Origin of the sequence: Flavobacterium sp. 270, assembly GCF_004368785.1 — a bacterium.
In the GTDB taxonomy this organism is placed as follows: Bacteria; Bacteroidota; Bacteroidia; order Flavobacteriales; family Flavobacteriaceae; genus Flavobacterium.
The window spans coordinates 96,386-121,762 of sequence record NZ_SODM01000007.1 but is presented as its reverse complement, the minus strand read 5'-3'; the positions used below and the strand labels follow the sequence as shown (position 1 = coordinate 121,762).

Here is a 25,377-nt window from a genome sequence, read left to right as displayed (position 1 = left end):
ACTAATTTGGATTCGTGCTAATTTGTGCAATTCGTGGCTAAATATTTTTAATTTTATTCTTCTTCGTCTTTCGAATATTTACTTTTCTTAGCTTCTTTTTCTATTGTTTTTCCAGCAACAACAACGACAATTTCACCGCGTGGAGCTGTTTTCTCAAAATGTGCTAAAACCTCTTTTGCAGTTCCGCGTACATTTTCCTCGTGCAATTTTGATAATTCACGCGAAACGCAAACTTGTCTGTCTTCGCCGAAATATTGAATAAATTCAGCTAAAGTTTTAACCAATTTATGTGGAGAAACATATAAGATCATCGTTCGGGTTTCTTCGGCTAAAGCCAAAAATCGGGTTTGTCGTCCTTTTTTCTCCGGAAGGAAACCTTCAAAAATAAAACGATCATTTGGAAGTGCGCTGTTTACTAATGCGGGAACAAAAGCTGTTGCGCCGGGCAGACATTCAACTTCGATTTTATTTTCTACGCAGGCGCGAGTCAAAAGAAAACCAGGATCTGAGATTGCCGGAGTTCCTGCATCAGAAATTAAAGCAATCGTTTCGCCGGCTTTTAATCTCGCGATAAGATTTTCGGTTGTTTTGTGCTCGTTGTGCATATGATGGCTGTGCATGTGCGTGCCAATTTCAAAATGCTTCAAGAGTTTACCACTCGTTCGGGTGTCTTCGGCCAAAATCAAATCGACTTCTTTGAGAATCCTGATGGCACGAAAAGTCATGTCTTCAAGATTGCCGATTGGCGTTGGAACGATATATAATTTAGACATAGTTTTTATATTATAACACGAATTTCACAAATTTACACAGATTGTAAGTGCTTTTAAAAAATTTCACAAAGCAAGAATTCGTGATAATTCGTGAAATCTGTGTTTGTTTTAAGAAAATTTCTTCTCAATAATTCCCAGAAAACGCTCTGCATAATCTTCTTTTCCTTCCCAATTGTTGTAATCTGGTTTTACCATATTTTCGATAAAATCGAAAGCTTCACTATAAGAATCAAAAGTTAGCAATTGGTTTAAAACACGGCTGTAATCTTCGGTGCTGTTGGCGAAAAGATTTTTGGTGAAAGCAATTCGGTCATTCAAATCAATATGAAAGCCTTTTGCCAATTTTTCGTTTAAAGTTGTGGCTTTTGGTTCTGTTTTTTGTGCAATAGCAGTTTCAACAGTTTTAGTTTCTTTAAATTCAGGAATTGATGAGGTTGGTGAAACAGCTTCAAAACTATCAACTTTTACAAATTGAGCATCGGCATAATTAAGGCCTAAATCTTCAAACATAATTTGAATCGGACTTGGTTTTGCTTCAATTTCTTCTTTTACTTCCTCCTTTGGTTCTTCTGTTAATTCAAAAGCAGGAATAAAATCCGGAATTGGATTTAAATTGCTTTTTGTGGTAAAAGAAAATTCATCTTTTGCTTCAACTTCTTTCTTTTCCTCAAAATTAGTTTCTTCAATTTTTTTGATTTTATCTTCAATCGATTCTTCAACAATTGCTGCCGGCTCAGATACAATTGGTTCTGTTGGCGCTGCAATAATCTCTTCGGGAATTTCAATTACAGGTTCCGGTTCTATCTCGGCTTCTTGAGTTATTTCTGGCGATGCAGGTGTTTCAATTTTAGTTTCTACAATTTCTTCAGCAACAACTGGAGTTTTTTCTTCTGTTTGAACTGGAACTGATGCCAAATCTTCTTTCTCGAAAATACTTTCTACTTCCGTTTCTATTTCGTGGCGCCCGATTGTAGGTTTTAGATTGTCGAAATTTTCATCAATAAATTTTAAAACAGTAAGTTTTTCATATAATTTCTGTGTTTCAAGATACAATTGATTGATATCGGATTTATTTTTAAGTTTTAAAATTCGATGAGCAATGCTGATTAAATCTGCTTCCAATTTTTTTTTCATAACTGTTGAAATTATAGTGAATACGGTACTTTAGTATATTTTGTAACTTTTGAATTTTAATTGTTGAAGTAAATTCGCCTAATTCTTTTTTTATTTCTGTTAATAAGCGTTTGCGAATCTTCGATTTGATAAAATTTTTCTACTTTTGAAAAAACGTAAAAACAGCAATTTTTTGCGTAAAATTATTACCAGTACAAAGTAATAAAAACTATTCATCTTTAAAGGTAGAAAAATACAAAATGTTTCTCGAAAATACAGTAAATCACAAAGAACAATTTGGTTGGATTGAAGTTATTTGTGGATCAATGTTTTCGGGTAAAACCGAGGAGTTAATCCGCAGATTAAAACGTGCCCAATTTGCCAAACAAAGAGTCGAAATCTTTAAACCTGCTATTGATACCCGCTATCATGACGAAATGGTAGTATCACACGACGCCAACGAAATCCGTTCAACACCAGTTCCTGCCGCTGCAAATATTGCAATTTTGGCTCAAGGGTGCGATGTTATAGGTATTGATGAAGCGCAGTTTTTTGATGACGAAATTGTTACGGTTTGTAATGATTTGGCCAATCAGGGAATCCGCGTAATCGTTGCCGGACTCGATATGGATTTTAAAGGAAATCCTTTCGGACCAATGCCGGCACTTATGGCAACTGCCGAATATGTTACCAAAGTTCACGCTGTCTGCACCAGAACCGGAAATTTGGCCAACTATAGTTTTAGAAAAACAGATAACGATAAATTGGTTATGCTTGGCGAAACAGAAGAGTATGAGCCGTTGAGCCGTGCAGCGTATTATAATGCCATGAAAAAGAATCAGGAAAAATAAATTTCACTCTAATTTTTTAAAATCTTTAAATTGAAATCTACAATGCAGGAAAAAAACACTAAAAGAAAACAAAATATTTGGTTATTGATTGCAATAGGTCTTGCATTGGTTTTAGCGGGTTCTGTTCAGTTTTATTTTTATAAAAGTACAGAAGATGTAAACATTGAAGTAGCACAGTTAGTTGGTAAATACAATAAAAACTGTCCTTTAACAATTCAGCCAGGCATGCGTTTAGATAGTGTAAATCTACCTGAAAAAAATGTCGTTCAATATAATTTGACATTAATTAATGTAGAAAAAAAGACTGCAGAACTGAATTTAATTGCAAAAGAAATTGGAAAAAGCATAATAAATACAGCAAAAGCAAATCCGGGTCTCGAAGTTTTTAGAGACAATGATTATACTTTGATTTACAAATATAGTGACAAAAACAAGGTTTTTATGTTTGATGTAAAAGCGCAGCCAGATCAATATAAATAAATCAAAATGCTATTAAAAAACAAACCCGACAAATTCGAAATTTGTCGGGTTTGTTTTTTATAAATATAAATGTCACCCTGAGCGGAGTCGAAGGGCGCTCCAATTGGAATCGGGCTTCGACTCCGCTCAGCCTGACATAAATAAACCCGACAGGTTTCAAAAGCCTGTCGGGTTTGATATTTGTTTTGAGAACTTAATTTTTCTTAATTTCTTAATGGTAAAAAAGAAAATCTAAATTTTCTTCCTCATTCTTGCAACCGGAATATCAAGTTGTTCGCGGTATTTTGCAATAGTTCTTCTCGCAATCGGATATCCTTTTTCTTTTAAGATATCTGCCAATTGATCGTCTGGAAGCGGTTTTCTTTTGTCTTCTTCTTCAATTGTATTCTTAAGAATCTTTTTGATTTCTAAAGTCGAAACATCTTCTCCCTGATCATTTTTCATAGCTTCAGAGAAAAACTCTTTGATCAGTTTTGTTCCGTATGGCGTTTCAACGTATTTACTATTTGCTACACGCGAAATTGTCGAAATATCCAAACCAACCATATCGGCAATGTCTTTTAAGATCATTGGTTTTAGTTTGGTTTCGTCGCCGTCTAAGAAATATTCTTCCTGATAATGCATAATTGCATTCATTGTTACAAATAAAGTCTCCTGACGTTGTCTAATCGCATCAATAAACCATTTAGCCGAATCCAGTTTCTGTTTGATAAATTGAACTGCATCTTTTTGCGCAGTCGATTTATCACGAGAATCTTTATACGTCTGCATCATTTCCTGATAATCCTTAGAAACGTGCAGGGAAGGGGCATTTCTTCCGTTTAAAGTCAATTCCAATTCGCCGTCAACAATTCTGATAGCAAAATCTGGAACTACATTTTCTGTGACTTTATTATTTCCGGTAAAAGATCCGCCCGGTTTTGGGTTTAATCTTTCTATTTCGTGAATCGCTTTTTTAAGCTGTTCGTTGGAAACGCTGTATTTCTGCAATAATTTGTCGTAATGTTTTTTGGTAAAAGCATCAAACTGATTTTCGATAATATCAATTGCTAAATCAACATATTCGGTTGGCGTTTTGTGCTTTAATTGCAATAATAAACATTCCTGCAAATCGCGCGCTCCAACTCCCGAAGGTTCAAGTTCATGGATTACGTGCAGCATTTTTTCGACCATTGCTTCATCAGTATAAATTCCCTGAGTAAAAGCCATGTCGTCTACAATGTCCGGAACGCTTCTGCGGATATATCCCATATCGTCAATACTTCCAACCAGGAATTCAGCGATTTCGCGTTCCTGATCGTTCAAAATAAAAGTATTCAGCTGATTGATCAAATCCTGATGAAAACTAATCGGAGAAGCAAAAGGCGTTTCGCGCTCTTCTTCGTCACCGTAATTATTCACCTGAGTTTTGTAATCCGGTGTGTCGTCGTCGCTTAGATATTCGTCGATGTTAATGTCGTCTGCTTCGATTCTGTCTGATTCTGCATCGTCATAATCGTCGTAGTCTTCATTAGCAAATTCGTCGGCTTCGTATTCGTCTTCTTTTCCAGCTTCAAGCGCCGGGTTTTCGTTCATTTCTTCTAATAAACGCTGTTCAAAAGCTTGCGTAGGCAATTGAATTAACTTCATCAGCTGGATTTGCTGTGGAGATAATTTTTGTGATAATTTTAAATTTAAAAATTGCTTGAGCATTTGTTTTTGTTAAAAGTTTCAAGTTTCAAGTTTCAAGTTGCCAAACTGAACCGGCAGACCTAAAACCTGAAACTTGAAACAAATTTTATAATTTTTAGTTCAAGTTCCATAACCTGAAACTCGAAACGTGAAACTTTCTAACTTCTTAGAACTCCGCACTACCAGGAGTTCTTGGGAAAGGAATTACGTCTCTAATATTCGTCATACCAGTAACAAACAATACCAGACGCTCAAATCCTAAACCGAAACCTGCATGTGTTGCAGAACCAAATCTTCTGGTATCTAAATACCAGTATAATTCTTCTTCATCGATTTCTAAAGCTTTCATTTTTTCAACCAAAACATCGTAACGCTCTTCTCTTTCAGAACCACCAACGATTTCTCCGATTCCAGGGAAAAGGATATCCATTGCACGAACTGTTTCTCTTCCTGGTTCAGTGTTATCGTTCAAACGCATGTAAAACGCTTTGATGTTTGCTGGGTAATCGTATAAAATTACTGGACATTTAAAGTGTTTCTCCACTAAATAACGTTCGTGTTCCGATTGTAAATCTGCTCCCCATTCGTTGATCAGGTAGCTGAATTTTTTCTTTTTATTTGGAGTTGAATCTCTTAAAATATCAATAGCTTCTGTATAAGAAACACGTTTGAAGTTATTCTCTAAAACAAAGTTTAGTTTTTCTAACAAACTCATTTCGCTTCTGTCAGCCTGTGGTTTTGATTTTTCTTCTTCAAGAAGTCTTCCTTCTAAGAATTTCAAATCATCCTTACAGTTTTCTAAAGCATATTTAATTACGTACTGAATAAAATCTTCAGCCAAATCCATGTTGTCGTCCAAGTCATTAAAAGCAACTTCTGGCTCAATCATCCAGAATTCTGCCAAGTGACGTGAAGTATTTGAATTTTCTGCTCTAAACGTTGGTCCAAAAGTATAAATCTGACCCAAAGCCATTGCAAAAGTTTCACCTTCTAATTGTCCAGAAACGGTTAAGTTCGTGTGTTTTCCGAAGAAATCTTTTTTGAAATCGATGTTTCCTTCTTCATTTTTTGGCAAATTGTCAAGCGGTAAAGAAGTTACCTGAAACATTTCTCCGGCACCTTCAGCATCAGCTCCGGTAATGATTGGTGTGTTTACATACACAAAACCTTTATCCTGAAAATATTTATGAACCGCAAAAGACAATACCGAACGCACACGCATAATTGCACCAAAAGCATTTGTACGAACACGTAAGTGAGCATTTTCACGTAAAAATTCTAAAGAGTGTTTTTTAGGCTGCATTGGGAATTTCTCCGCATCAGAATCTCCAAGAATTTCAATTTTAGAAACCTGAATTTCGTATTTCTGACCCGCACCTTTACTTTCAACCAAAGTTCCAATTACAGAAACCGCAGCTCCCGTAGTGATTCTTTTTAAAGTTTCTTCAGGTGTATTTTCAAAATCAACAACACATTGTATATTATTAATGGTAGAACCGTCATTAAGCGCGATGAACTGATTATTTCTAAAAGTTCTCACCCATCCTTTTGCATTCACTTCTTGTAGCGTCGTCGTACTGTTTAATAAGTCTTTAACCTTTGTGTGTTTCATTGTTATTTTAGATTTTAGATTGCTGATTTTAGATTAAAACTAAATCAGTATTTTTTATATCGAATTGCAAATATAAACGATAATAATTAAAATTAGAAGTCTAGTTTTTATTTACCGTTTAAGTATGATAAAAATATAATGTTTAATTTTTGTCATTTAGACGAAGGAGAAATCTCCACAAGCGACTCGACAATCAAAATTAACTTTGTAGAGTTTCTTACGGAGATTTCTCCTTCGTCGAAATGACAAGATTATGTTTTTTAATTCGTGCTAATTAGTGAATCCCGATAGCTATCGGGAGTGGCAAAAAAAAATTACTGTCCCAAATTCTCCAAATCTTCTTTCTTAGCTTTCTTCTTCTCAAAAGTCAAAACCAAAGCAGGAAGAACCAATAAATTAGCAAACATCGCAAATGCCAAAGTACAAGAAATCAATCCGCCAAGCGCGATTGTTCCGCTAAAGCTAGAAAGCGTAAAAGTTGCAAAACCTAAAATCAAAACTACAGAAGTATAAAAAGTACTGATTCCCGTTTCTCTCAAAGCGCTGAAAACAGATTTCTTAACCTTTCCGTTATTTTGTAATAAGTCATGTTTGTATTTTGCCATAAACTGAATCGCATTATCTACCGAAATTCCGAACGCAATACTAAATACCAAAATAGTAGAAGGTTTAAGTGGAATTCCGAAATAGCCCATTAACCCAGAAGTAATGCAAAGTGGTAAAACATTCGTGATTACCGATGCACAAACCATTTTAAACGAACGGAATAAATACAACATCAAAATCGCAATTACTGCAATCGCAAAAATCAACGATTCGATTAAGTTGTCTACCAAATAAGAAGTTCCTTTTTGGAAAACCAATGCTTTTCCGGTAACGGTAACTTCATAACGATCACTTGGGAAAATTTCATCAATTTTTGCATGCAATTTTTTCTCCACTTTCGCCATTTCATCCGTACCAATATCTCTCATAAAAGTAGTGATTCGGGCATATTGCCCAGTCGAATCTACGTAGCTTTTCATTAAATTATCTTTGCTGTTTTTCGTCGCATTTTTGGCATACGATAATATAAAAGTCTGTTCCTGAGAAGTTGGTAATTGGTAATATTCTGGATTTCCGTTGTAAAAAGCCTGTTTAGAATATTTAACCAAATTTACAATCGAAACAGGTTTAGACAATTCCGGCATTGATGCAATCGTATTTTGCAATTCATCCATTTTGCGCATCGTCGATAATTTCATCACACCTTTTTTATGTTTGGTGTTAATCATTATTTCGAGTGGCATTACACCATTAAATTCTTTTTCGTAGAATAAAATATCTTTAAAAAACGAAGCGCTTTTTGGCATTTCACCAATCAAACTTCCGGAAACTTTCATTTGCGAAACTCCGATAATACTAAAAACCAAAAGCAATCCGTAAATCGTGTAAATTACTTTTCTTTTGTTTTTTACTACATTTTCAACAAAATCAAGTAATGTAGAAATATACGTTTTCGTTAAGTGATACAAATGTTTTTCATTTGGCATCGACATAAAACTGTACACAATCGGCACAATCAAAAGCGTCAATAAATAAACAGAAATTACGTTGATTGAAGTTACTAAACCAAATTCAAAAAGAAGATCATTTCCCGTAATCATAAACGTTGCAAAACCAATTGCAGTCGTAAGATTCGTCATTAAAGTCGAAACTCCGATTTTAGAAATAATTCGCTGTAAAGCTTTGGCCTGATTGCTGTGCAGTTTAATTTCCTGCTGGTATTTATTAATCAGGAAAATACAATTCGTGATTCCGATTACGATAATTAAAGGCGGAATAATTGCCGTAAGAATCGTGATTTTATAATGAAATAATCCCAACGTTCCGAATGACCAGATTACGCCAACAATTAAAATACAAATCGAAATAAAAGTGGCTCTAAACGAACGGAAAAAGAAAAAGAAAATCAACGAAACTGTCAATAAAGCCGCGCCGATAAACAATCCGATTTCGCCTTTCATATTATCAGCATTGATCGTTCTGATGTATGGCATTCCGGAAACACGAAGATCAACTCCGGTTGTTTTTTCAAATTTATCAATTTTCGGAACCAGATTTTCAAGAATAAAAGTCTTTCTTCCTGCAGTATTTACTAAATCTTTGTTGATGTAAATCGCAGAACGAACGCTGCCACTTTCTTTGTTAAACAATAATCCTTCGTAAAAAGGTAAATTATGAAACAAATCGTATTGCACGCTTTTTAAATATGCAGGATCGTGAGTCTTACTTTGATTGATGAATGGTGATAAAACGAATTTTTCGTTAACCGTATCTTTCTCTAATTTTTTTAAGTCATTTAAGGAAACAACTAAATCTACTTCTTTCGAATTTTTCAGACCTGTCATTAATTCATTCCAGGCAGCATAATTTTTTGGAGTAAAAAATTTAGGATCTTTAAAGCCAATTACAACAAGATTTCCTTCTTCGCCAAATTTATCTAAGAATTTTTGATACTCTTTATTGGCAATATGATTTTTAGGAAGCAAGTTTGCTTCAGTATAGGTCATAGCAAGGTTCTTCCACTGAAAAGCAAGGAAAATTGTTAAAATAGAAAGAACAATTAAGATCGCTATTCTGTTTTTAAGTATAATTCGGGCCAATTTTTCCCAAAATCCGACTTGTATGGTGTTTTTCATAATTCTTTAAAAATGGATGCAAATGTAGTGAAAACCGCTGTAAATCATAAATAATCCGTTCTGTTTTTACGGTATCTTAACACAAATTTACAATTGGAATTCTAAGAAAATTTGGATGTTTTATAAAATTCTACGTTTGCTTTTCCCATATTTGCAGTTAATTTAAATAGGAAACGGAAATGAATTGGATTTTATTAATTATTGCCGGGCTTTTTGAAGTAGGATTTGCTTCATGTTTAGGAAAAGCCAAAGAAACAAGCGGCGCTGCATCTACATATTGGATGATTGGTTTTTTTGTATGTCTTTCGATCAGTATGCTTTTATTATACAAAGCCACGCAGGTTTTGCCAATTGGTACAGCGTATGCCGTTTGGACAGGAATTGGTGCTGTTGGAACTGTTTTGGTTGGAATTTTTATTTTTAAAGAGCCAGCGGCTTTCTGGAGAATCTTTTTTCTTACTACCTTAATCGCTTCAATTATTGGGTTGAAGTTTGTTTCTAGTCACTAAAAAATTGTACGCAGATTTAACAGATTAAGCAGATTTTCTCAGATTATTTTTTTTAATTCGGGTAATTTGTGAAATTGTTTCGCCAATTCGCTGTCGCTCGGGTCATGTCAGAAAACTTTTAATTGCTATACTTATGCAAGAAAATAATACCACCACTTTCATTTTTTTAGCAATAATTCTGTTGCTTGTCATCATCATTGGTTTAATGGTTTATCAATTAATGAAAGCCAAAAAATCTAAAGATGATGCCGAGAAAAGCTTTTATGCGCTGGAAATGAAAGTGAATGATTTGCAGTTAGAAACTCTAGAATCAAAACTGAATCCGCATCTTTTTAAGAATATTCTAAATTCAATTCAATCGCACGCTTATCAAACTTATTTTGCTTTGGATAAACTGGCGAATGTTTTGGATTATATTTTATACGAAAGCAAAAAGAAATTCGTAACAGCAAAAGAAGAAATTGATTTTGCGATGAATTTAATCGAAATCAACAAAATCAAAATCAGTCCGCTTTTTGAGTTGAAGATCAAAACCAACATCAATACAGAAGATAAGTTATACGAACAACCTTTACTGGCGCCTCTAATTTCTATCGATTTAATCGAAAATGCATTTAAACACGCTGATCTTCAAAGTGCCGATGCTTTTATTTCGGTCATTTTTGAATTTAAAGATAATGCGTTTTTTATGACGGTTTCGAATAAAATCTCAGATAAAAAAGTGCTGAAAAAGGAGCGAAGCGGTATTGGACATTCGACTTTGGAACACCGCTTAAGGATTATTTACAAAAACAATTTCAAACTGGACAGGTTTGTAGAAAACGATATTTATATTGCTCATCTAAAAATTGATTTACTTGAATACAAAACTGAAATGCTTGCTTCTGGACGATGAGTTACCAGGATTAACGTACCTAAAAATGCTTTGCGAACAAATTCCGGATTTGGAAATCGTAAAAACATTTAATAATCCCGAGAAATTGCTGAACGAAATTCCCCAGCTCGATTTTGATTTATTAATTTCAGATATCGAAATGCCGGGAATTAACGGTTTGCATCTTGCGGAAATGCTTCAAAACAAATTAGTTATTTTTTGTACGGCGTACAAGGAATATGCGGCCGATGCCTTTAATATTGATGCTGTAGATTATATTACAAAACCTGTAAAATTGGAACGTCTGCAAAAAGCGATCTCAAAAGCTTTTGAACGATTTCATAAACCGGAAGCTTCTAAGAAATTTATGCAGCTTAATACAGATAAAGGAAAAACGCTGTTGTATTTTAATCAAATTCAATACATCAAAACTGCATTAAGCGACAGTCGCGACAAAACAGTTCTTCTTGCAGACGGCAGTTTTTTGAATCTAAAAAATGTTAAATTTGATACACTTTTACACGAATTGCCAGAAGCTGATTTTTGCCGTGTAAACAAAAAAGAAATTGTTGCCGTAAAAGCCATTAAATTCTTTAATCATAACGAAATTGTTTTGCATCATTTAGAAGAAAACAATAAAAACAGCACGCTTTTATTAAGCGAAACGTATCGAGCCGATTTTTTAAAAAAGGTAAAAATCTAACTTATTACAAAGTTTTTCGGACTTGTTACATAGATTGAAAATTAGGTTTAAAAATCCTTTTTCAAGTAAAGATCAGTTTAGATATTTGCCCAACAAATTTAATAAATGGGTTATGAATAACATTAAGAACTCTCTGTTTTACGTCTCCGTAATTGGTGGTTTTACTGCTTTAATATATTGGGTGATTTCTAAAGGAGCTTCGCTTGAAGCAGGTCGACAAATCGTACATAAAAAAATAGAAAGCAATCATTGGAATGATTTTCTGCATTCAATGGTCGAAAATTTGCAACATCCTTTAGCAATTTTATTGGCGCAGATCGTGACTATTATTTTAGTTGCGCGTTTGTTTGGATGGATTTTTAGAAAAATCGGACAGCCGTCTGTAATTGGCGAAATGATTGCCGGAATTGTTTTAGGGCCGTCTTTGGTCGGAATGTACTTTCCGGAATTTTCGGCAGCTTTATTTCCAAAAGAATCTTTAGGAAATCTTCAGTTTTTAAGTCAGATTGGTTTGATACTTTTCATGTTCGTAATCGGGATGGAACTAGACTTAAAAGTGCTTAAAAATAAAGCGCACGATGCTGTTGTTATCAGTCATGCCAGTATCGTTATTCCGTTTGCATTAGGATTAACATTAGCCTATTTTATTTATCACACTTTTGCGCCAATAGGTGTTGAGTTTTCTTCTTTCGGATTATTTATGGGAATTGCCATGAGTATTACTGCATTTCCGGTTTTGGCCAGAATTGTACAGGAACGCGGTATGCAGAAAACCAAACTCGGAACTATTGCCATAACATGTGCGGCCGCAGATGATATTACAGCTTGGTGTATTCTGGCAGTTGTAATTGCGATTGTAAAAGCAGGTTCGTTTACAAGTGCCTTATATGTAATTGGCTTGGCGATTTTATATGTAATCGTGATGTTGAAAATTGTTCGTCCATTCTTGAAAAGAGTAGGAGACTTAAATTCGACTCGCGAAAGTTTAAATAAACCTGTTGTTGCTATTTTCTTTATCACACTTTTATTTTCTTCATACGCTTCTGAACTTATCGGAATCCATGCCTTATTTGGAGCATTTTTGGCAGGAGCAATTATGCCTGAAAATAACAGATTCAGAAATATTTTTATAGAAAAAGTAGAAGACGTTTCTATTATTGTTTTATTGCCATTATTCTTTGTATTTACAGGTTTACGTACGCAAATTGGTTTGTTAAACGATCCTTATTTATGGAAAATTACAGGATTAATTATTGCTGTTGCCGTTGCTGGTAAATTCTTTGGAAGTGCTTTGGCAGCAAAATTTGTGGGACAAAGCTGGAAAGACAGTTTGGCCATCGGAGCTTTAATGAACACTCGAGGCTTAATGGAATTGGTCGTATTAAACATTGGATATGATTTAGGAGTTCTTTCTACAGAAATTTTTACGATGATGGTAATTATGGCGTTGATAACTACTTTTATGACTGGTCCTGCTTTGGATTTTATTGGATGGATTTTTAAAGAAAAAATTACAGCCGTTCCGCAGGAAATTGGAAATAAAAGTAAATACAAAATCCTGCTTTCGTTTGCTACGCCAGAAAGAGGGAAAAAACTATTGAAAATCGCCAACAGTTTAGTCAAAAAACAACCTGATAATTCTATCGTTACCGCGATGCATTTATCTCTAAGTACAGAAGTCCACTCTTTTGATGTAAAAGATCACGAACGCAAAATGCTGATTCCGGTTGTTGAAGAATCAGAACGTTTGAATCAAAACATGGTAAGTGTATTTAAAGTAACGAATGATATTGATACGGATATCATTGATACAGCAAATCAAGGCGAATATGATTTACTATTGGTAGGTTTAGGGCAGTCCATTTTTGATGGAACTTTGCTTGGGAAAATTCTTGGTTTTACGACCAGAATTGTAAACCCGGATCGTTTGATTGATAAGTTTACAGGAAAAGAAGGTTTGTTTGAAAATTCTCCTTTTGATGAAAGAACCCGTCACATTATTACCAAAAGTAAAATGCCGGTTGGGATTCTTATTGATAAGGAATTCGAAGAAATGAACCAGATTTTCATTCCGATTTTTAGTAAAGAAGATGCTTTCTTAATTGAATACGCTAAAAAATTAATCAATAATAACGGTTCTCAAATTACCGTTTTGGATGCCGGCGGAGAAGTAAAAAACACCCGTGATATTCAGGAAACAATACGTTCGATAGAACAAATTGCACCAAATCATATCATGATCATGCACGACAGAACCATTAAAAAAGAGTTTTTAGAAAGTCAAAACATAATGATTATCAGTTTAGACAGCTGGAAAAAACTGATCGAATCTCAAAGTACATGGCTGAATAATACACCATCGGTTTTGATTTTGAAGCCATAAGGAGTTATAAATTCCAAAAAATAAAATCCAAATTCCAATTTTTGTTGGGGTTTGGATTTTTTTGTTGCTTAGATTTTTTTAGATATCCTGCAAGGTTTTCAAAACCTTGTAGGTATAGAGAGGCAGAGTTGAAAATTTAATGATCTGGTTAATAGGATACATTCTTATAATACCTACAAGGTTTTGAAAACCTTGCAGGAGTAGAAATTTAGATATAAAGTTTACAATTGGAATTTGGAATTTAAAAAATTTGGAATTTAAAATTAAAGTCCCAAATCCAAAACATAAGAAATCTTAACCGCAATATTATCCTCAAATCTTGATAATTGATTTGGCCCATAGCGGTAGAATCCACCTAAGCCAAGACCTTTGTAGATTTTGTTTAATTCGATTCCGGATTCAAAATAACCTTTGTCCAGAGTTTTGTAATCCTGGCCGACATGTTGCTGCGGATTTTCTAAAGTTCCCCACGCCATTCTTGTAACCAAAACCAAAGAAGGTCGTACTTTCTTTAAGATTCTGATGCGGTCAAAACCATGTTTGATCTGAAACATAATATATTGACTAGAGAAAAACTCATTAAAATACATTGTTTCAAAAGCATTTCTTCCTGCAAATGTAATACGCTGTACAACCGTTTCTTTTGTCAAGTTATTTGGTGCAGTATTATAAAGATGTGTTAGCGGAACATCGCCAAAAGCATAACCTCCTTGTAAAAGCAAACCTGTTTTCTGGCCGTTTAGATATTTCTTTTCATATTCGGCTTTAAAATCTACTTTCGCAAAATTGAAATCATTTTCAAATACATCAGGTAACGACTGTGTATATTGAAAAGTAAATCTCGGAAATCTTTTATCTGATTCTGTTCTGCCGGTCGGCGTCTGCATAAAATCACTAAACGGAGCCCAGACAAGCGAAAGCATTGCAGTTGTCATGACATAATTAGAATATAATTTTCCGTTTAAATTAAAAAGATAATCAAATTTGGGCTCGATATGATTTCGCGAAAGCTCTAAAACAGCTTCGGTTTTCGGAATAATTTTAGTTTGAATATTTCCTCTCCAGCCAGAATATTCATAAAAAGTACTAATGTTAATCGGACGCGGATCGTAAATTTTAAAAACACGTTTGTCAACCGCAAAAACAGTACTCGCAATTTCCCGAACATCATCTGCGTAATATCCGTTTAACCACGTATTAGTACTTTTGTCAAGTAAAACTCCAGCGCCTGTACTGTATTTAAAAACACCATCTTTAGTTCCGTAAGCTGTATAAGCTTCAATGCGGAAACTTTTAGAAAAACGATCATTCGTAATGCCGCCAAGTCCTAACCTAAATCCTTCGTAATTATTAAAACTGATGATTTTCTTTAAATCAAGATCAACCGGACCAATCGGGTAGAAACCATTAATGATTTTTCGGCCAATTCCTAAACGTTTTTCGACTCTGTTTCTAATAGAAAGACTGTCTAGCAATAAATATGTTTTTTGGCTTTTTAAGTCCAGATTTTCTTTTCGGTAAGCTTCCCAGAAAGTTTCTGGTTTTTTATTGGCATCGTCTTTAATTTCGATATAAAGCGCAGGGTTTTTTATCGGATTGTTAGTATTGAAATGAATGTCAAAACTATTACTCTCTGAAAGCAAATAAGTAAAATCTGAAGCTGCTTTTTTTCTCTGTTCAAAATTATCTTCGACATCACCGTCAAACTGGATTGTTCCGCCTAAAAATTTGATGTCATCATCGTTTTTTCCTTTTACAATTTTAAAAGTCGTATTACTTTGAAACCAAATTTTTTCACTCGGGATATATTCAAATTCATGAATACCGCTAATGTCCAAAACCCCTTTTGTACGCATTACCGCTTTTGCGACAGCAAAATTTTCCTGATCAATATATAAAACGCCTTCAAGTCCCGATGATCTTCTTTTTAATTTGTTTTTAAAGTAAATCATGTAAGTCGTACGTCCCTTTATATTTACACTATCTAATAATTTGTAGTTGTAAGTTCGAGGCGCATCATCCGAAATCGGGTTTTCGTATTTCGTTTCAAACAATTCATATTTAGGATCGTAAATTGAAATAGACTGCAGATTAAAAGCAAAAATTTCATAAACGGGTTGTTTAAAACCTGCAATTTTGGTTCCCAGAACGGTTTCTTTAAGTTTGTTACTGCCGAATTGATATTGCGAAACTTTCTCCGTTTGAAACAAATGCTGTTTGCTGATAATCTCTTTAAATTTATAATCTGAAGAATCTATGTTTATCGTTTTCTTATCAAGATTTTTATAAGAAGCCAAAGAATCAATTCTTCCATCAATAGAATCGGGATTGGCTGTTACAATAAGTTTATTGTAGGTTTTATATTCAAAACTGCTTAATTTTTTCTGCGGATTGTTTTTGTTCTTATTGGCGATTACTTTTTTTATAATCGTTAATGCGGGATTCTCATTAGAAACAACAACTTCTTTTAAATCGTCTGTTTTTTCTAGCAGCGAAACAGGGTAAAACTTTTTATTAGCTTCAATAATTATGTTTTTGGTTTGAAATCCGATATAGGAAACAGTAAAATTGGAAGGTTTCACAGTCGATTTCAGAATAAATTTACCATCAACATCCGTAATCGTATTGTTATTGTCTGAAGTAGAAATTGTAGCAAAAGGAAGTGGTTTATTTTTGGAATCAGTTACAATTCCATTGATTTGAAATTGCGCCTGAATAGTAAGCGTAAAAAACAAAGTCAAAAAACAAAATAGCTTCATACAGAGGGTTATAGTTTCAGAAACGAAAAGAATGTGATTTTCGTATGGCAAAAATAAGAATAAAAAAATCCGTCTAGTACAATTTTACTAAACGGATTTTTATTTTATATCGAATAAAGTTACACTTTCATGATTTCGGCTTCTTTTGCAGCCAATAATTCATCAATTTTTTTAATGTAAGCATTCGTTAAATTCTGAACTTCTTCTTCTGCAGATTTGCAAACGTCTTCAGAAGTTCCTTCTTTTTCTAATTTTTTAATGTCTGTGTTTGCGTCTTTACGAACGTTACGAACACCAATTTTTGCATCTTCAGCTTCAGATTTTGCTTGTTTTGCCAAATCACGACGACGCTCTTCTGTAAGAGGCGGTACGCTGATGATGATAACGTCTCCGTTATTCATTGGGTTAAAACCAATATTGGCAATCATAATAGCTTTTTCAATTACAGAAAGCATGTTTTTTTCAAACGGCTGTAAAGTAATTGTTCTTGCATCAGGAACGCTGATTTTTGAAACTTGAGAAAGTGGGGTTGCAGATCCGTAATAATCTACAAAAACACTTCCTAACATTGCCGGAGAAGCTTTTCCGGCGCGGATATTAAGAAATTCTTTTTCTAAATGCGCAATAGAACCGTTCATTGATTCTTCTGTACTTTCTAATATAAAATCTATTTCTTCGCTCATTTTTTTTAGATTTTTAGATTTATAGACGGATTCGATTTTAAACTTTTAAAAAAGAATACATCTAATATACTAACTATATAGTTTTTGTTTTTTGTTTGCTTGTAAAGTAAAATGAAAAAAATCCAAGAAGTCTAACATTCTAAGAAGTCTGACAATCTATATACTAACGACAGTTCCGATGTTTTCTCCGTCACAGATTTTTAATAAATTTCCGATTTTGTTCATATCAAAAACAACAATTGGCAATTTATTTTCCTGGCTTAAAGTAAAAGCAGTTGTGTCCATTACATTTAATCCTTTTTTCAGAACATCATCAAAAGAGATAAAATCGAATTTTACAGCCGAAGCGTTTTTCTCCGGATCAGAATCGTAAACTCCATCAACACGTGTTCCTTTTAAGATCACATCAGCATTGATTTCGATTCCTCTTAAAACCGCTGCAGTATCAGTAGTAAAATAAGGGTTTCCTGTTCCTGCACCAAAAATTACAATTCTTCCTTTTTCAAGGTGGCGGTCTGCTCTTCTTTTGATGTAAGGTTCAGCAATAGATTCCATTTTTAGCGCAGTCTGAAGACGGGTTTTCATTCCTTTATCTTCAAGAGCACCCTGCAATGCCATTCCGTTAATAACAGTAGCAAGCATTCCCATATAATCGCCTTGTACTCTATCCATACCGGCACTTGCACCAGCAACGCCTCTAAAAATATTTCCTCCTCCAATTACAATAGCAATTTCTACGCCTTTACTGTGAATCTGCTTGATCTCATCAGCATACTCAGCTAATCTTTTTGGGTCAATACCATATTGTAAATCACCCATTAAGGCCTCGCCGCTAAGTTTTAGAAGAATTCTTTTATATTTCATTTTGTATGTTGCGTTAATTTGTGCAAATATAGACATATTCTGATTTTTAAAAATAATGTTTTAAAAAAATAATTTTGATCTTCTTTTATCGACAATGTGATAAAAGTCATTCCTACATCTTCTTAAAATTTGTATTTTTATTGTATCCTAAACGAAACTAATATGAAAAGTATTGTAGCCAAAGCATTATTCAACAGTTATTCTTATTCTGAATACCGAAAATTAGTAACCGATTTATTATCTGAAGGGAAATCAACAGGTGATGTGCAGTCTGAAAGTCTGACCAATTATACCAAGTTGAATGAAGCCCGAATGAACCGCCTTGAAAAAACCATCAAAATTGACGAAGTTACATTTGATAAACTTCAAAAATTAGAAAACCATTATATCTGGCTTGTAATTTCTGAAGGCTGGTGCGGTGATGCGGCGCAAATACTTCCTGTTTTAAATAAAATGGCTCTGGGATCGGATAAAAAAATTGATCTTAAAATTGTTTTGCGTGATGATAATGACGAATTAATGAGTCAGTATTTAACAAACGGTGGAAGAGCGATTCCTAAAGTAATCGTAATTTGTAAGGAAGCCGGAATTGTTCGTACAGATTGGGGACCAAGACCAAAAGGAGCGTCTGATTTAATGACGAATTATAAAAAAGAATTTGGTGTAATTGATGAAAAAATTAAAACCGATCTGCAATTGTGGTATTTAGCAGACAAAGGAATTTCTGTTCAGGAAGAACTGCTGGAAATCATGGAAAAAATAAAATATAACCGATTGTAATTTTGTTTAAGGAATATGGAAATGAGTTGAAACTTTGTTAAAGTATTGAAAATAAAACCAATATAAATAATAATTGTAGGAAAATATTTTTTTGTAATCTAATTTTTTGTATCTTAGTAATAAGATCCCTCTTCTATTATTTACTTTTTTGATTTACTCTTTTTATTGGTGTCTATTTAATAACTAACAATTAAAAAATGCACTATTATGAAAAAGTTATTCGAAGGGTTTTATGAATTTTTTTCGAGATTATTGTTTGGAGGGAAAAACCTGCCACATTATTAACTCTAACTCAAAGAGAAAAGATTATAGGATAGAAATATTCTAATTTAAGAGCTGGCACATTACTAGTATTGTAATGTGCTTTTTGTTTAAAAGCTTATTATAGACACTCCTAAACTAATGTTTTGAATGTTTTTTTGATCGTAAAGACGAAAATCATATTGTGATGTTTCGACAAAAATGGTAAACTCATCAGAACCTATTCCGAGACGTAATTTGCGGTAAAGACCATTAAGGTCTCCTCTTCCTAAAGCAAATCCTTTTCCATAACCAGCTTGTACTGTGATTCTTGTTTCCAGACCTACTTTTGGACTTAATCCGAAGTTAAGATAAACAGGAACAGCAACTAATTTGTCGTTCCATTTATAGTCAATTCCCGTATGAAGACCAAGAGTTATCCATTTTTTGTATTGAATACCGTAGCCAATCTTAGATCCAAGACCATCTGGCACCAGCCATGCATTATTATGAGAACCATATTGATCATCAGGTTCATTTATATCCGGATTTCCAGTTATTGAAGCAGCGATGTCAAATTGAAAATAAGTGAATTTTTTCTTTTCAGACTGAGCAGCTGTGTTTATAAAACTGAGAATAAGAAGTCCAAATAGAAAGTGCCTCATAGAATGTTGGTTTTATTGTAAACTTTCTTCAAACAAAGTAATATCAATTGCATTTTTTACATCGTAATTACCAATTTTTGTCCGGCGTAAAACGGTTAAATGCGAGCCAGAGTTCATTGCTTTTCCAAAATCAAAAGCAAGCGAACGAATATAAGTTCCTTTAGAACAAACTACCCTAAAGTCTATTTCCGGCAATGCAATTCTTGTGATTTCAAATTCGTGAATCGTAGTTTTTCTGCTTTCAATTTCGATAGTTTCTCCCGCACGTGCATGTTCATATAAACGAACACCATCTTTTTTAATGGCAGAAAAAATCGGCGGTTTCTGGTCGATTTCGCCTAAAAATTGTTTTACCGTTTCATGAATTAAAGCTTCGTCGATATGATCTGTTGGAAAAGTCTGATCGATTTCGGTCTCTAAATCATACGATGGAGTAGTGGCTCCGATGTAAAAAGTTCCCGTATATTCTTTGGCCTGACCTTGCAGTTCTGAAATTCTTTTGGTGAATTTTCCAGTGCAGATCAATAAAAGTCCTGTCGCCAAAGGATCTAAAGTTCCGGCGTGGCCAATTTTGAACTTTTTTGGAAGTCCGACTTTATTAATTAAAAGGTATTTTAATTTATTGACTGCTTGAAACGAACTCCATTTTAAAGGTTTGTCTATCAATAAAACTTGTCCGTCTAAATATTCTTCAGGAGTCATTATATAATGGTAAGCGGGTGAATGAAAAAGTGAATCAATAATAAAATGATTCCAGCGATAATTCGGTAATAACCAAAAACTTTAAATCCGTTTTTAGTCAAAAATCCTATGAAAGTTTTAATAGCCAAAAGTGCTACAATAAAAGCCACAACGTTTCCGATAATCAAATAATTGATTTGATCGTGAGATAATACAAATCCGTCTTTATAATAATCGTAACATTTTTTTGCCGTTGCACCAAACATTGTTGGAACGGCAAGAAAAAATGAAAATTCGGCTGCTGTAGTTCTTGATAATTTTTGAGACATTCCACCAACGATACTTGCGCCACTTCGTGAAACTCCCGGAATCATAGCGATACACTGAAATAATCCGATTTTTAAAGCTTGTAAATAAGTGATTTCCTGTGAGGTTTCTGCTGTATTTGGATTGTTGAACCATTCGTCAACTTTCAATAAAATAATTCCTCCAATTAAAAGAGAAATAGCAACCGTAACTGGATTTTCTAATAAACCATCAATAAAATCACTCAACAATAATCCTAAAACTACTGCCGGAATAAAAGCCACTAAAAGTTTAAAGTAAAAATCAAGCGTTTGAAAGAAACGTTTGAAATATAAAACCACAACCGAAAGGATAGCACCAAGCTGAATAACAATTGTAAAAAGTTTGGTAAAATCGTCGTGTGCAATTCCGAAAAAAGAAGAGGCAATAATCATGTGTCCAGTTGAAGAAACAGGTAGAAATTCTGTAATTCCTTCAATAATGGCAAGGATAATAGCTTGTAATGTGTTCATTTAGATAGTTAGATTTTTTAGATTATTAGACTTTCTTAGATTTTAAAAGATTAATGTCTAAATAATCTAATATTCTAAGATGTCTAAAAAAGTCTATTTTGATTTTTTAAAAATAGAATAAATCGTAATTCCAAAACCAATTAAAACGGTTGTTGGCGCTAAACGAATACGTCTAAAACTAAAAACATCTTCATTAAAAACATTCGGATTATCACTTCCTCCGCCAGACATTAGAATAAATCCTAAAGCAATTACACCAATTCCGATTAAAAGGATTTTGTAATTGATTCCGTCAAAAAGGAATTCCTGTTTTTGTTGTTCTTGTATTTCTTTATTATTGTTTTTCATTTTTATTTTTTTGTCACCCAGAGCAAAGCCGAAGGCATTTTTATTTAAATCTATCCCGAGGCTTCGGGACTAAAATCAGAAATCTAAAATTTAATAAAGATCGTCTGTTCTTAAATTTAGGAAACGTTGAGTTGCAAAGTGTGTACTTACCCAGGTAATTAAAACTCCTAATCCGAAAACGGCCAATAAAACCAATCCAATTAAAGCTTTATCTTCTAAAATTCCTAATCCAGGGAAATTGGTTTCAACATAAAATAAAACACCAATTAATGCAATAATAGCTAAACCTGCGCCCAGCATTCCTAGTTTCACACTTCTCATAACAAAAGGTTTACGAATAAACGATTTTGTTGCACCAACCATTTGCATGGTTTTAATGATAAAACGATTAGAATGTATTGATAAACGCAATGAACTATTGATTAATAATACCGCAATTACAGTGAGGAATCCGCTGATAATCAAAATCCACATACTTACTTTTCTGATGTTGTCGTTTACCAGATTTACCAATTGTTTGTCGTAAACAATATCAGAAATCATAGTATTTTGACGCAGACGACTTTCGATTTTTGCGATGCTGTCTCTTTCAACATAATCTGCTTTTAAGTGAATGTCGTACGAATTCAACAATGGATTTTCGCCTAAAAAGGTTAGAAAATCTTCACCAATAATATCTGTGTGTTCTTTCGCAGCTCTTTCTTTTGTTACATATACAAAAGATCTTGCATAAGGCGCTCTTTTCAATTCAGTATTAAATGCTTTTATAATACTGTCGTTAGCTTCATTTTTAAAGAAAACCGTCATTGCGATTTTTTCTTTAAAGTCGTCTGCCAGTTTTTTAGAATTAATAATGAATAATCCCAATACTCCCAAAAGGAACAATACCAGAAATACACTTAAAACAACCGAAAAATAAGAGGAAATTAACCTGCGCTTTTGAAATTTATCAAAGTTAGAACTCATAGTTTGCTTAATTATGTGGTAAAAATAATAAAGAATTTCTTTATTTAAAGTTATTAACGAACTTTTATAATATAAATGTACGATTAGATATTGAATAAAAGAATTTAACCGCAAAGTCCGCAAGGTTTTTTTGATTCATAACTTTGTAAAAACACAAAGTTCGCAAAGCTTTGTGTTATCCAGCTTTGCGAAACTTTGCGAAATACTTTGTGATCTTTGTGGTAAAAATAACCGCAAAGCTTTAAAGCCTCTGTCCCTATGAACCTTTGCCACTTTGAACCTCTACTTAACCTTATAAATCTCAATACTTTTCAACCATTTAACATGTCTCGGCCCAGTTTTAATATCATTCGCAGAAATCAAAATCATATCGCCGTCTTTAATTGGTTTTCCGTTTTCTTCAAAAAGGACATAAACATTTTGTCCTGTTGGATTATTAAAAATTTCTGCCCACGAAAAAGTTGCTTTATAATCGTCTGAAGCCCTTGCAACAATATAAAAATTGCGGTCTTTGTGTCCGTTTTGTATGATTTTTGCTTTTTCTAAAATATCTTTTAACAAAACACCTTTAGAAATTTTATCGTCTTTTTTTACTTCACCGCTTTGGCAGACAATTTTTAAATCTTTAAGGATAACCACATTCATTTTCTTTAAAGAATCAACGCTTATTTCTAATGGAAATTCAACTTCGCCTTTTACATCAATTTTGTGATTGATTAATTTTAAACTATCTGATGCAGTTAAGATTTTATGATCTTCTTTTTTTTCAGCTGTAACCTTTTTTTCTGAAACCGCAGTATTTTCTTTTTTAGTTTGATTGCAATTAGTAAAGCTTAAAGCCAGTAGAAAAATCAGGATGTAGAATTTTGTTTTCATGAGATTTTATATTTTAATGATTTGATGTTTAGTTAAAAAATCGAAGCGTTACAAAAAAGTTTCTGCCTTCTTCCGGATAACCTTCTGTAATGCTGTAATTTCTATCGAAGATATTATTAATTCCCGCATCAAGACTAAAGTTTTTTAGAATTTTACCCGATCCGTAAAGATTTAATAACGTATAATCCGGAACGCGCGCTCCGTAACTTGTGCTGAATCTTGGCGAATTAAATTCGGCATTGGCGATTAATTTTAGAATTTTAATCGGCTCATATTCTACAGTTCCCATCGCTTTTGTATTCGGAACATCGGTAAAATGAATTAACGGATTTGTAATGTTTTTTCTTTCCAAATACGTATAATTTACATTCAGATTCAAGTTTTCAAAAATCGAATAATTCAACTGCGCTTCAATACCTTTATATTCGGCCTTACCAAAATTCTGCATTTGAGATTTTCCCGGTTCAACATTGCTTACGCTCAAAATCGCGTCTGAAAGCGAGCTGTAAAAAAGCGCCGTCTGGAAAGTCAGCTTTTCCAACAACTTTCCTTCATAATTCAATTCATAATTTACAGCCGTTTCCGGTTTTAAATCCACATTCGGAATCGCAGTTCCCATTTTATAAGAGTAACGATCTTTAATTGTTGCAAATCTTGTTTTTTTGGCAACCGTTGCGCCAATTTTATCCGTTTCGGTCAAATGATAAAAGAAACCAATCTGCGCATTGTAAGCATCGCTCGCATCAGCTTCCGGATAATCTGAAATTACTTTTGTTGTGGCGTTATAATCCTGCGCTTCTTTATTTTTTCTAATGTTATAACTCACGCCCGGAACAATCGTAAATTTTGAAGTTACGTTATAAATATCTTCAATTCCCACCGTAATTGTATTATCAACAAAACGCCTTACAGGTTCGCCTAGATTGTTTTCACGGTGTACATCTTCTTTAAAATGAACTGCAATTTTCAAATCATTTTTCGGAATCATCAGCGTATTATATTCTACATTTCCGCCATAGGTATAATCATTGTACAAACTCTGAAACGCATACGCTTTGGTCTGCGCCGTATAAGTGGCATCGTCATAACTGTTCAAAGTGTTTTTGAATCTATCATAATACAATCGCGTTTTAAAACTGTTTTTATCGTCAAGACCAGAATTCGAAATAAAATAATAACTCTCTTTATCCCAATTTGGCCATTCCCAATAACGTGGTTTTGTTAACAAAGAATTCAGCGGATCATTTCCGGTATAAACCGGATTTCCTTTTTCGCCTTGTTGATTAATATATCCAATTGCATATTCGCTTTTTTTAGATGGCGTCCAGCCCACTTTAAAATTGATTTTCTGATCGGCACGGTACGAATTGTCTCTTTCGCCGCCGTCTTCATTTTTTGTCGGAACAAAATTAGAAGACATTCTGGAAGAATTTCGATGCAAATACGAATAACCGCCCTGAACATAAAAATCGCCCAATTTTGAACCAATATTAATGTTGCCACGATAACCATTCGTATTAATTCCGCCTAAAGAGCCGTCGTATTCTAAAGATTTTGTTGGCTTACGCGAAATAAGATTAATCGCGCCACCCAAAGAATTTGGTCCATAAAGTACAGACGAAAATCCTTTTGAAACATCAATCGCAGCCAAATCAAAAGTCGTAAAACGAGCCAGATCGACATAACCGTCGTACGGAACATAAACTGGAATTCCGTCCATATAAACCGGAACCTGACGCAAATCAAAACCACGAACCGTAACCATAGATTCGTTTCGCGGGCCGTTAGCCGTAAGACTGACTCCCGAAAGCAAATTAAGCGCTTTTGAAACCTCCATTTTGTTTTGAGATTCCATTGCTTTCGCGGAAATTCGGTTTAAAGTATCAGCAATTTTGCCTGTTTTTATGATTACTTCCCCAAGTGTAAACATTTTAGCCGTTTTGACAGAATCTGTCGCAGAAGTATTGTTTTGCTGACTAAATCCGAGAATCGGAAGCAGTAAAAAAGTTATAATTTTTAATTTCATTTTGGTTGATTTTTTCAGTAT

General features: G+C 33.8%; 22 protein-coding genes. 7 read left to right on the top strand and 15 right to left on the bottom strand.

All coding sequences use genetic code 11. The features are described 5' to 3' along the window. Positions 1-53 precede the first annotated feature (53 nt). Together rsmI and EV144_RS21800 are read right to left on the bottom strand one after the other, a co-directional pair. Positions 54-773, bottom strand: a complete 720-nt coding sequence (gene rsmI / locus EV144_RS21805; RefSeq protein WP_134151256.1) for a 16S rRNA (cytidine(1402)-2'-O)-methyltransferase — start codon at positions 771-773, stop codon at positions 54-56. A gap of 108 nt (positions 774-881) precedes the next feature. Further along, positions 882-1,907: a hypothetical protein gene (locus EV144_RS21800; protein WP_134151255.1), complete on the bottom strand. Its 1,026-nt coding sequence runs from the start codon at positions 1,905-1,907 to the stop codon at positions 882-884. A gap of 239 nt (positions 1,908-2,146) precedes the next feature. Here EV144_RS21800 and EV144_RS21795 point away from each other — a divergent pair, with 239 nt between their 5' ends. Beyond that, positions 2,147-2,737, top strand: a complete 591-nt coding sequence (locus tag EV144_RS21795; RefSeq protein WP_078006879.1) for a thymidine kinase — start codon at positions 2,147-2,149, stop codon at positions 2,735-2,737. A gap of 30 nt (positions 2,738-2,767) precedes the next feature. Beyond that, positions 2,768-3,217 carry a hypothetical protein gene (locus tag EV144_RS21790; RefSeq protein WP_243854729.1) on the top strand — a complete coding sequence of 150 codons (450 nt, stop codon included), beginning with the start codon at positions 2,768-2,770 and terminating at the stop codon, positions 3,215-3,217. 231 nt (positions 3,218-3,448) lie between these two features. On the opposite strand, the gene rpoN is transcribed toward EV144_RS21790, so the two are convergent. From rpoN to EV144_RS21775, 3 genes are all read right to left on the bottom strand, one after another. Continuing rightward, positions 3,449-4,909 carry an RNA polymerase factor sigma-54 gene (rpoN, locus tag EV144_RS21785; RefSeq protein ID WP_134151254.1) on the bottom strand — a complete coding sequence of 487 codons (1,461 nt, stop codon included), beginning with the start codon at positions 4,907-4,909 and terminating at the stop codon, positions 3,449-3,451. 145 nt (positions 4,910-5,054) lie between these two features. Then, positions 5,055-6,500: an asparagine--tRNA ligase gene (gene asnS, locus EV144_RS21780; protein ID WP_134151253.1), complete on the bottom strand. Its 1,446-nt coding sequence runs from the start codon at positions 6,498-6,500 to the stop codon at positions 5,055-5,057. A gap of 314 nt (positions 6,501-6,814) precedes the next feature. Continuing rightward, positions 6,815-9,181: an efflux RND transporter permease subunit gene (locus EV144_RS21775; protein WP_134151252.1), complete on the bottom strand. Its 2,367-nt coding sequence runs from the start codon at positions 9,179-9,181 to the stop codon at positions 6,815-6,817. Positions 9,182-9,360: 179 nt separating this feature from the next. Here EV144_RS21775 and EV144_RS21770 point away from each other — a divergent pair, with 179 nt between their 5' ends. The 4 genes from EV144_RS21770 to EV144_RS21755 all read left to right on the top strand — a co-directional run bounded on the left by EV144_RS21770 (position 9,361) and on the right by EV144_RS21755 (position 13,650). After that, the gene (locus tag EV144_RS21770; protein WP_134151251.1) at positions 9,361-9,690 is read left to right on the top strand and encodes a DMT family transporter; all 330 of its coding nucleotides are present in this window, start codon (positions 9,361-9,363) and stop codon (positions 9,688-9,690) included. A 133-nt stretch (positions 9,691-9,823) separates the two neighbouring features. After that, on the top strand, positions 9,824-10,585 hold the full coding sequence (locus EV144_RS21765; protein WP_134151250.1) for a sensor histidine kinase: 762 nt from the start codon (positions 9,824-9,826) through the stop codon (positions 10,583-10,585). Beyond that, complete coding sequence (locus EV144_RS21760) at positions 10,548-11,267, top strand: LytR/AlgR family response regulator transcription factor (protein ID WP_134151249.1); 720 nt, start codon at positions 10,548-10,550, stop codon at positions 11,265-11,267. The genes EV144_RS21765 and EV144_RS21760 overlap by 38 nt, the downstream gene beginning before the upstream one ends. Positions 11,268-11,379: 112 nt before the next feature. Further along, positions 11,380-13,650, top strand: a complete 2,271-nt coding sequence (locus EV144_RS21755) for a cation:proton antiporter (protein WP_134151248.1) — start codon at positions 11,380-11,382, stop codon at positions 13,648-13,650. A gap of 263 nt (positions 13,651-13,913) precedes the next feature. Here the strand turns inward: EV144_RS21755 and EV144_RS21750 are convergent, their stop codons facing one another. The 3 genes from EV144_RS21750 to pyrH form a co-directional block, all read right to left on the bottom strand. Further along, a complete protein-coding gene (locus EV144_RS21750) occupies positions 13,914-16,409 on the bottom strand; it encodes a DUF5686 family protein (protein WP_134151247.1) in 2,496 nt (831 codons plus the stop codon). A 119-nt stretch (positions 16,410-16,528) separates the two neighbouring features. Next, positions 16,529-17,092 (bottom strand): ribosome recycling factor, encoded by a 564-nt coding sequence (gene frr, locus EV144_RS21745; RefSeq protein WP_116751942.1) that lies wholly within the window; start codon positions 17,090-17,092, stop codon positions 16,529-16,531. A gap of 156 nt (positions 17,093-17,248) precedes the next feature. Then, entirely contained in the window at positions 17,249-17,956 is a 708-nt protein-coding gene (gene pyrH, locus EV144_RS21740; protein WP_134151429.1) for a UMP kinase, read from the bottom strand. Between the two features lie 162 nt (positions 17,957-18,118). On the opposite strand from pyrH, the gene EV144_RS21735 reads away from it, so the two are divergent. Then, positions 18,119-18,736, top strand: coding sequence for a thioredoxin family protein (locus EV144_RS21735; protein ID WP_134151246.1), 618 nt, complete (start codon positions 18,119-18,121; stop codon positions 18,734-18,736). A gap of 371 nt (positions 18,737-19,107) precedes the next feature. Here the strand turns inward: EV144_RS21735 and EV144_RS21730 are convergent, their stop codons facing one another. The 7 genes from EV144_RS21730 to EV144_RS21700 all read right to left on the bottom strand — a co-directional run bounded on the left by EV144_RS21730 (position 19,108) and on the right by EV144_RS21700 (position 25,356). Beyond that, complete coding sequence (locus tag EV144_RS21730; RefSeq protein WP_134151245.1) at positions 19,108-19,641, bottom strand: hypothetical protein; 534 nt, start codon at positions 19,639-19,641, stop codon at positions 19,108-19,110. A 12-nt stretch (positions 19,642-19,653) separates the two neighbouring features. After that, a complete protein-coding gene (truB, locus tag EV144_RS21725; RefSeq protein WP_134151244.1) occupies positions 19,654-20,343 on the bottom strand; it encodes a tRNA pseudouridine(55) synthase TruB in 690 nt (229 codons plus the stop codon). Then, the gene (locus EV144_RS21720; protein ID WP_134151243.1) at positions 20,343-21,140 is read right to left on the bottom strand and encodes an undecaprenyl-diphosphate phosphatase; all 798 of its coding nucleotides are present in this window, start codon (positions 21,138-21,140) and stop codon (positions 20,343-20,345) included. The genes truB and EV144_RS21720 overlap by 1 nt, the downstream gene beginning before the upstream one ends. Positions 21,141-21,233: 93 nt before the next feature. After that, complete coding sequence (locus EV144_RS21715; protein WP_134151242.1) at positions 21,234-21,488, bottom strand: DUF3098 domain-containing protein; 255 nt, start codon at positions 21,486-21,488, stop codon at positions 21,234-21,236. 90 nt (positions 21,489-21,578) lie between these two features. After that, on the bottom strand, positions 21,579-22,454 hold the full coding sequence (locus EV144_RS21710) for a cell division protein FtsX (RefSeq protein WP_134151241.1): 876 nt from the start codon (positions 22,452-22,454) through the stop codon (positions 21,579-21,581). Positions 22,455-22,736: 282 nt separating this feature from the next. Next, positions 22,737-23,330 (bottom strand): molybdopterin-dependent oxidoreductase, encoded by a 594-nt coding sequence (locus EV144_RS21705; protein WP_134151240.1) that lies wholly within the window; start codon positions 23,328-23,330, stop codon positions 22,737-22,739. A 28-nt stretch (positions 23,331-23,358) separates the two neighbouring features. Beyond that, positions 23,359-25,356, bottom strand: coding sequence for a TonB-dependent receptor plug domain-containing protein (locus tag EV144_RS21700; RefSeq protein ID WP_134151239.1), 1,998 nt, complete (start codon positions 25,354-25,356; stop codon positions 23,359-23,361). Between the last annotated feature and the right edge of the window lie 21 nt (positions 25,357-25,377).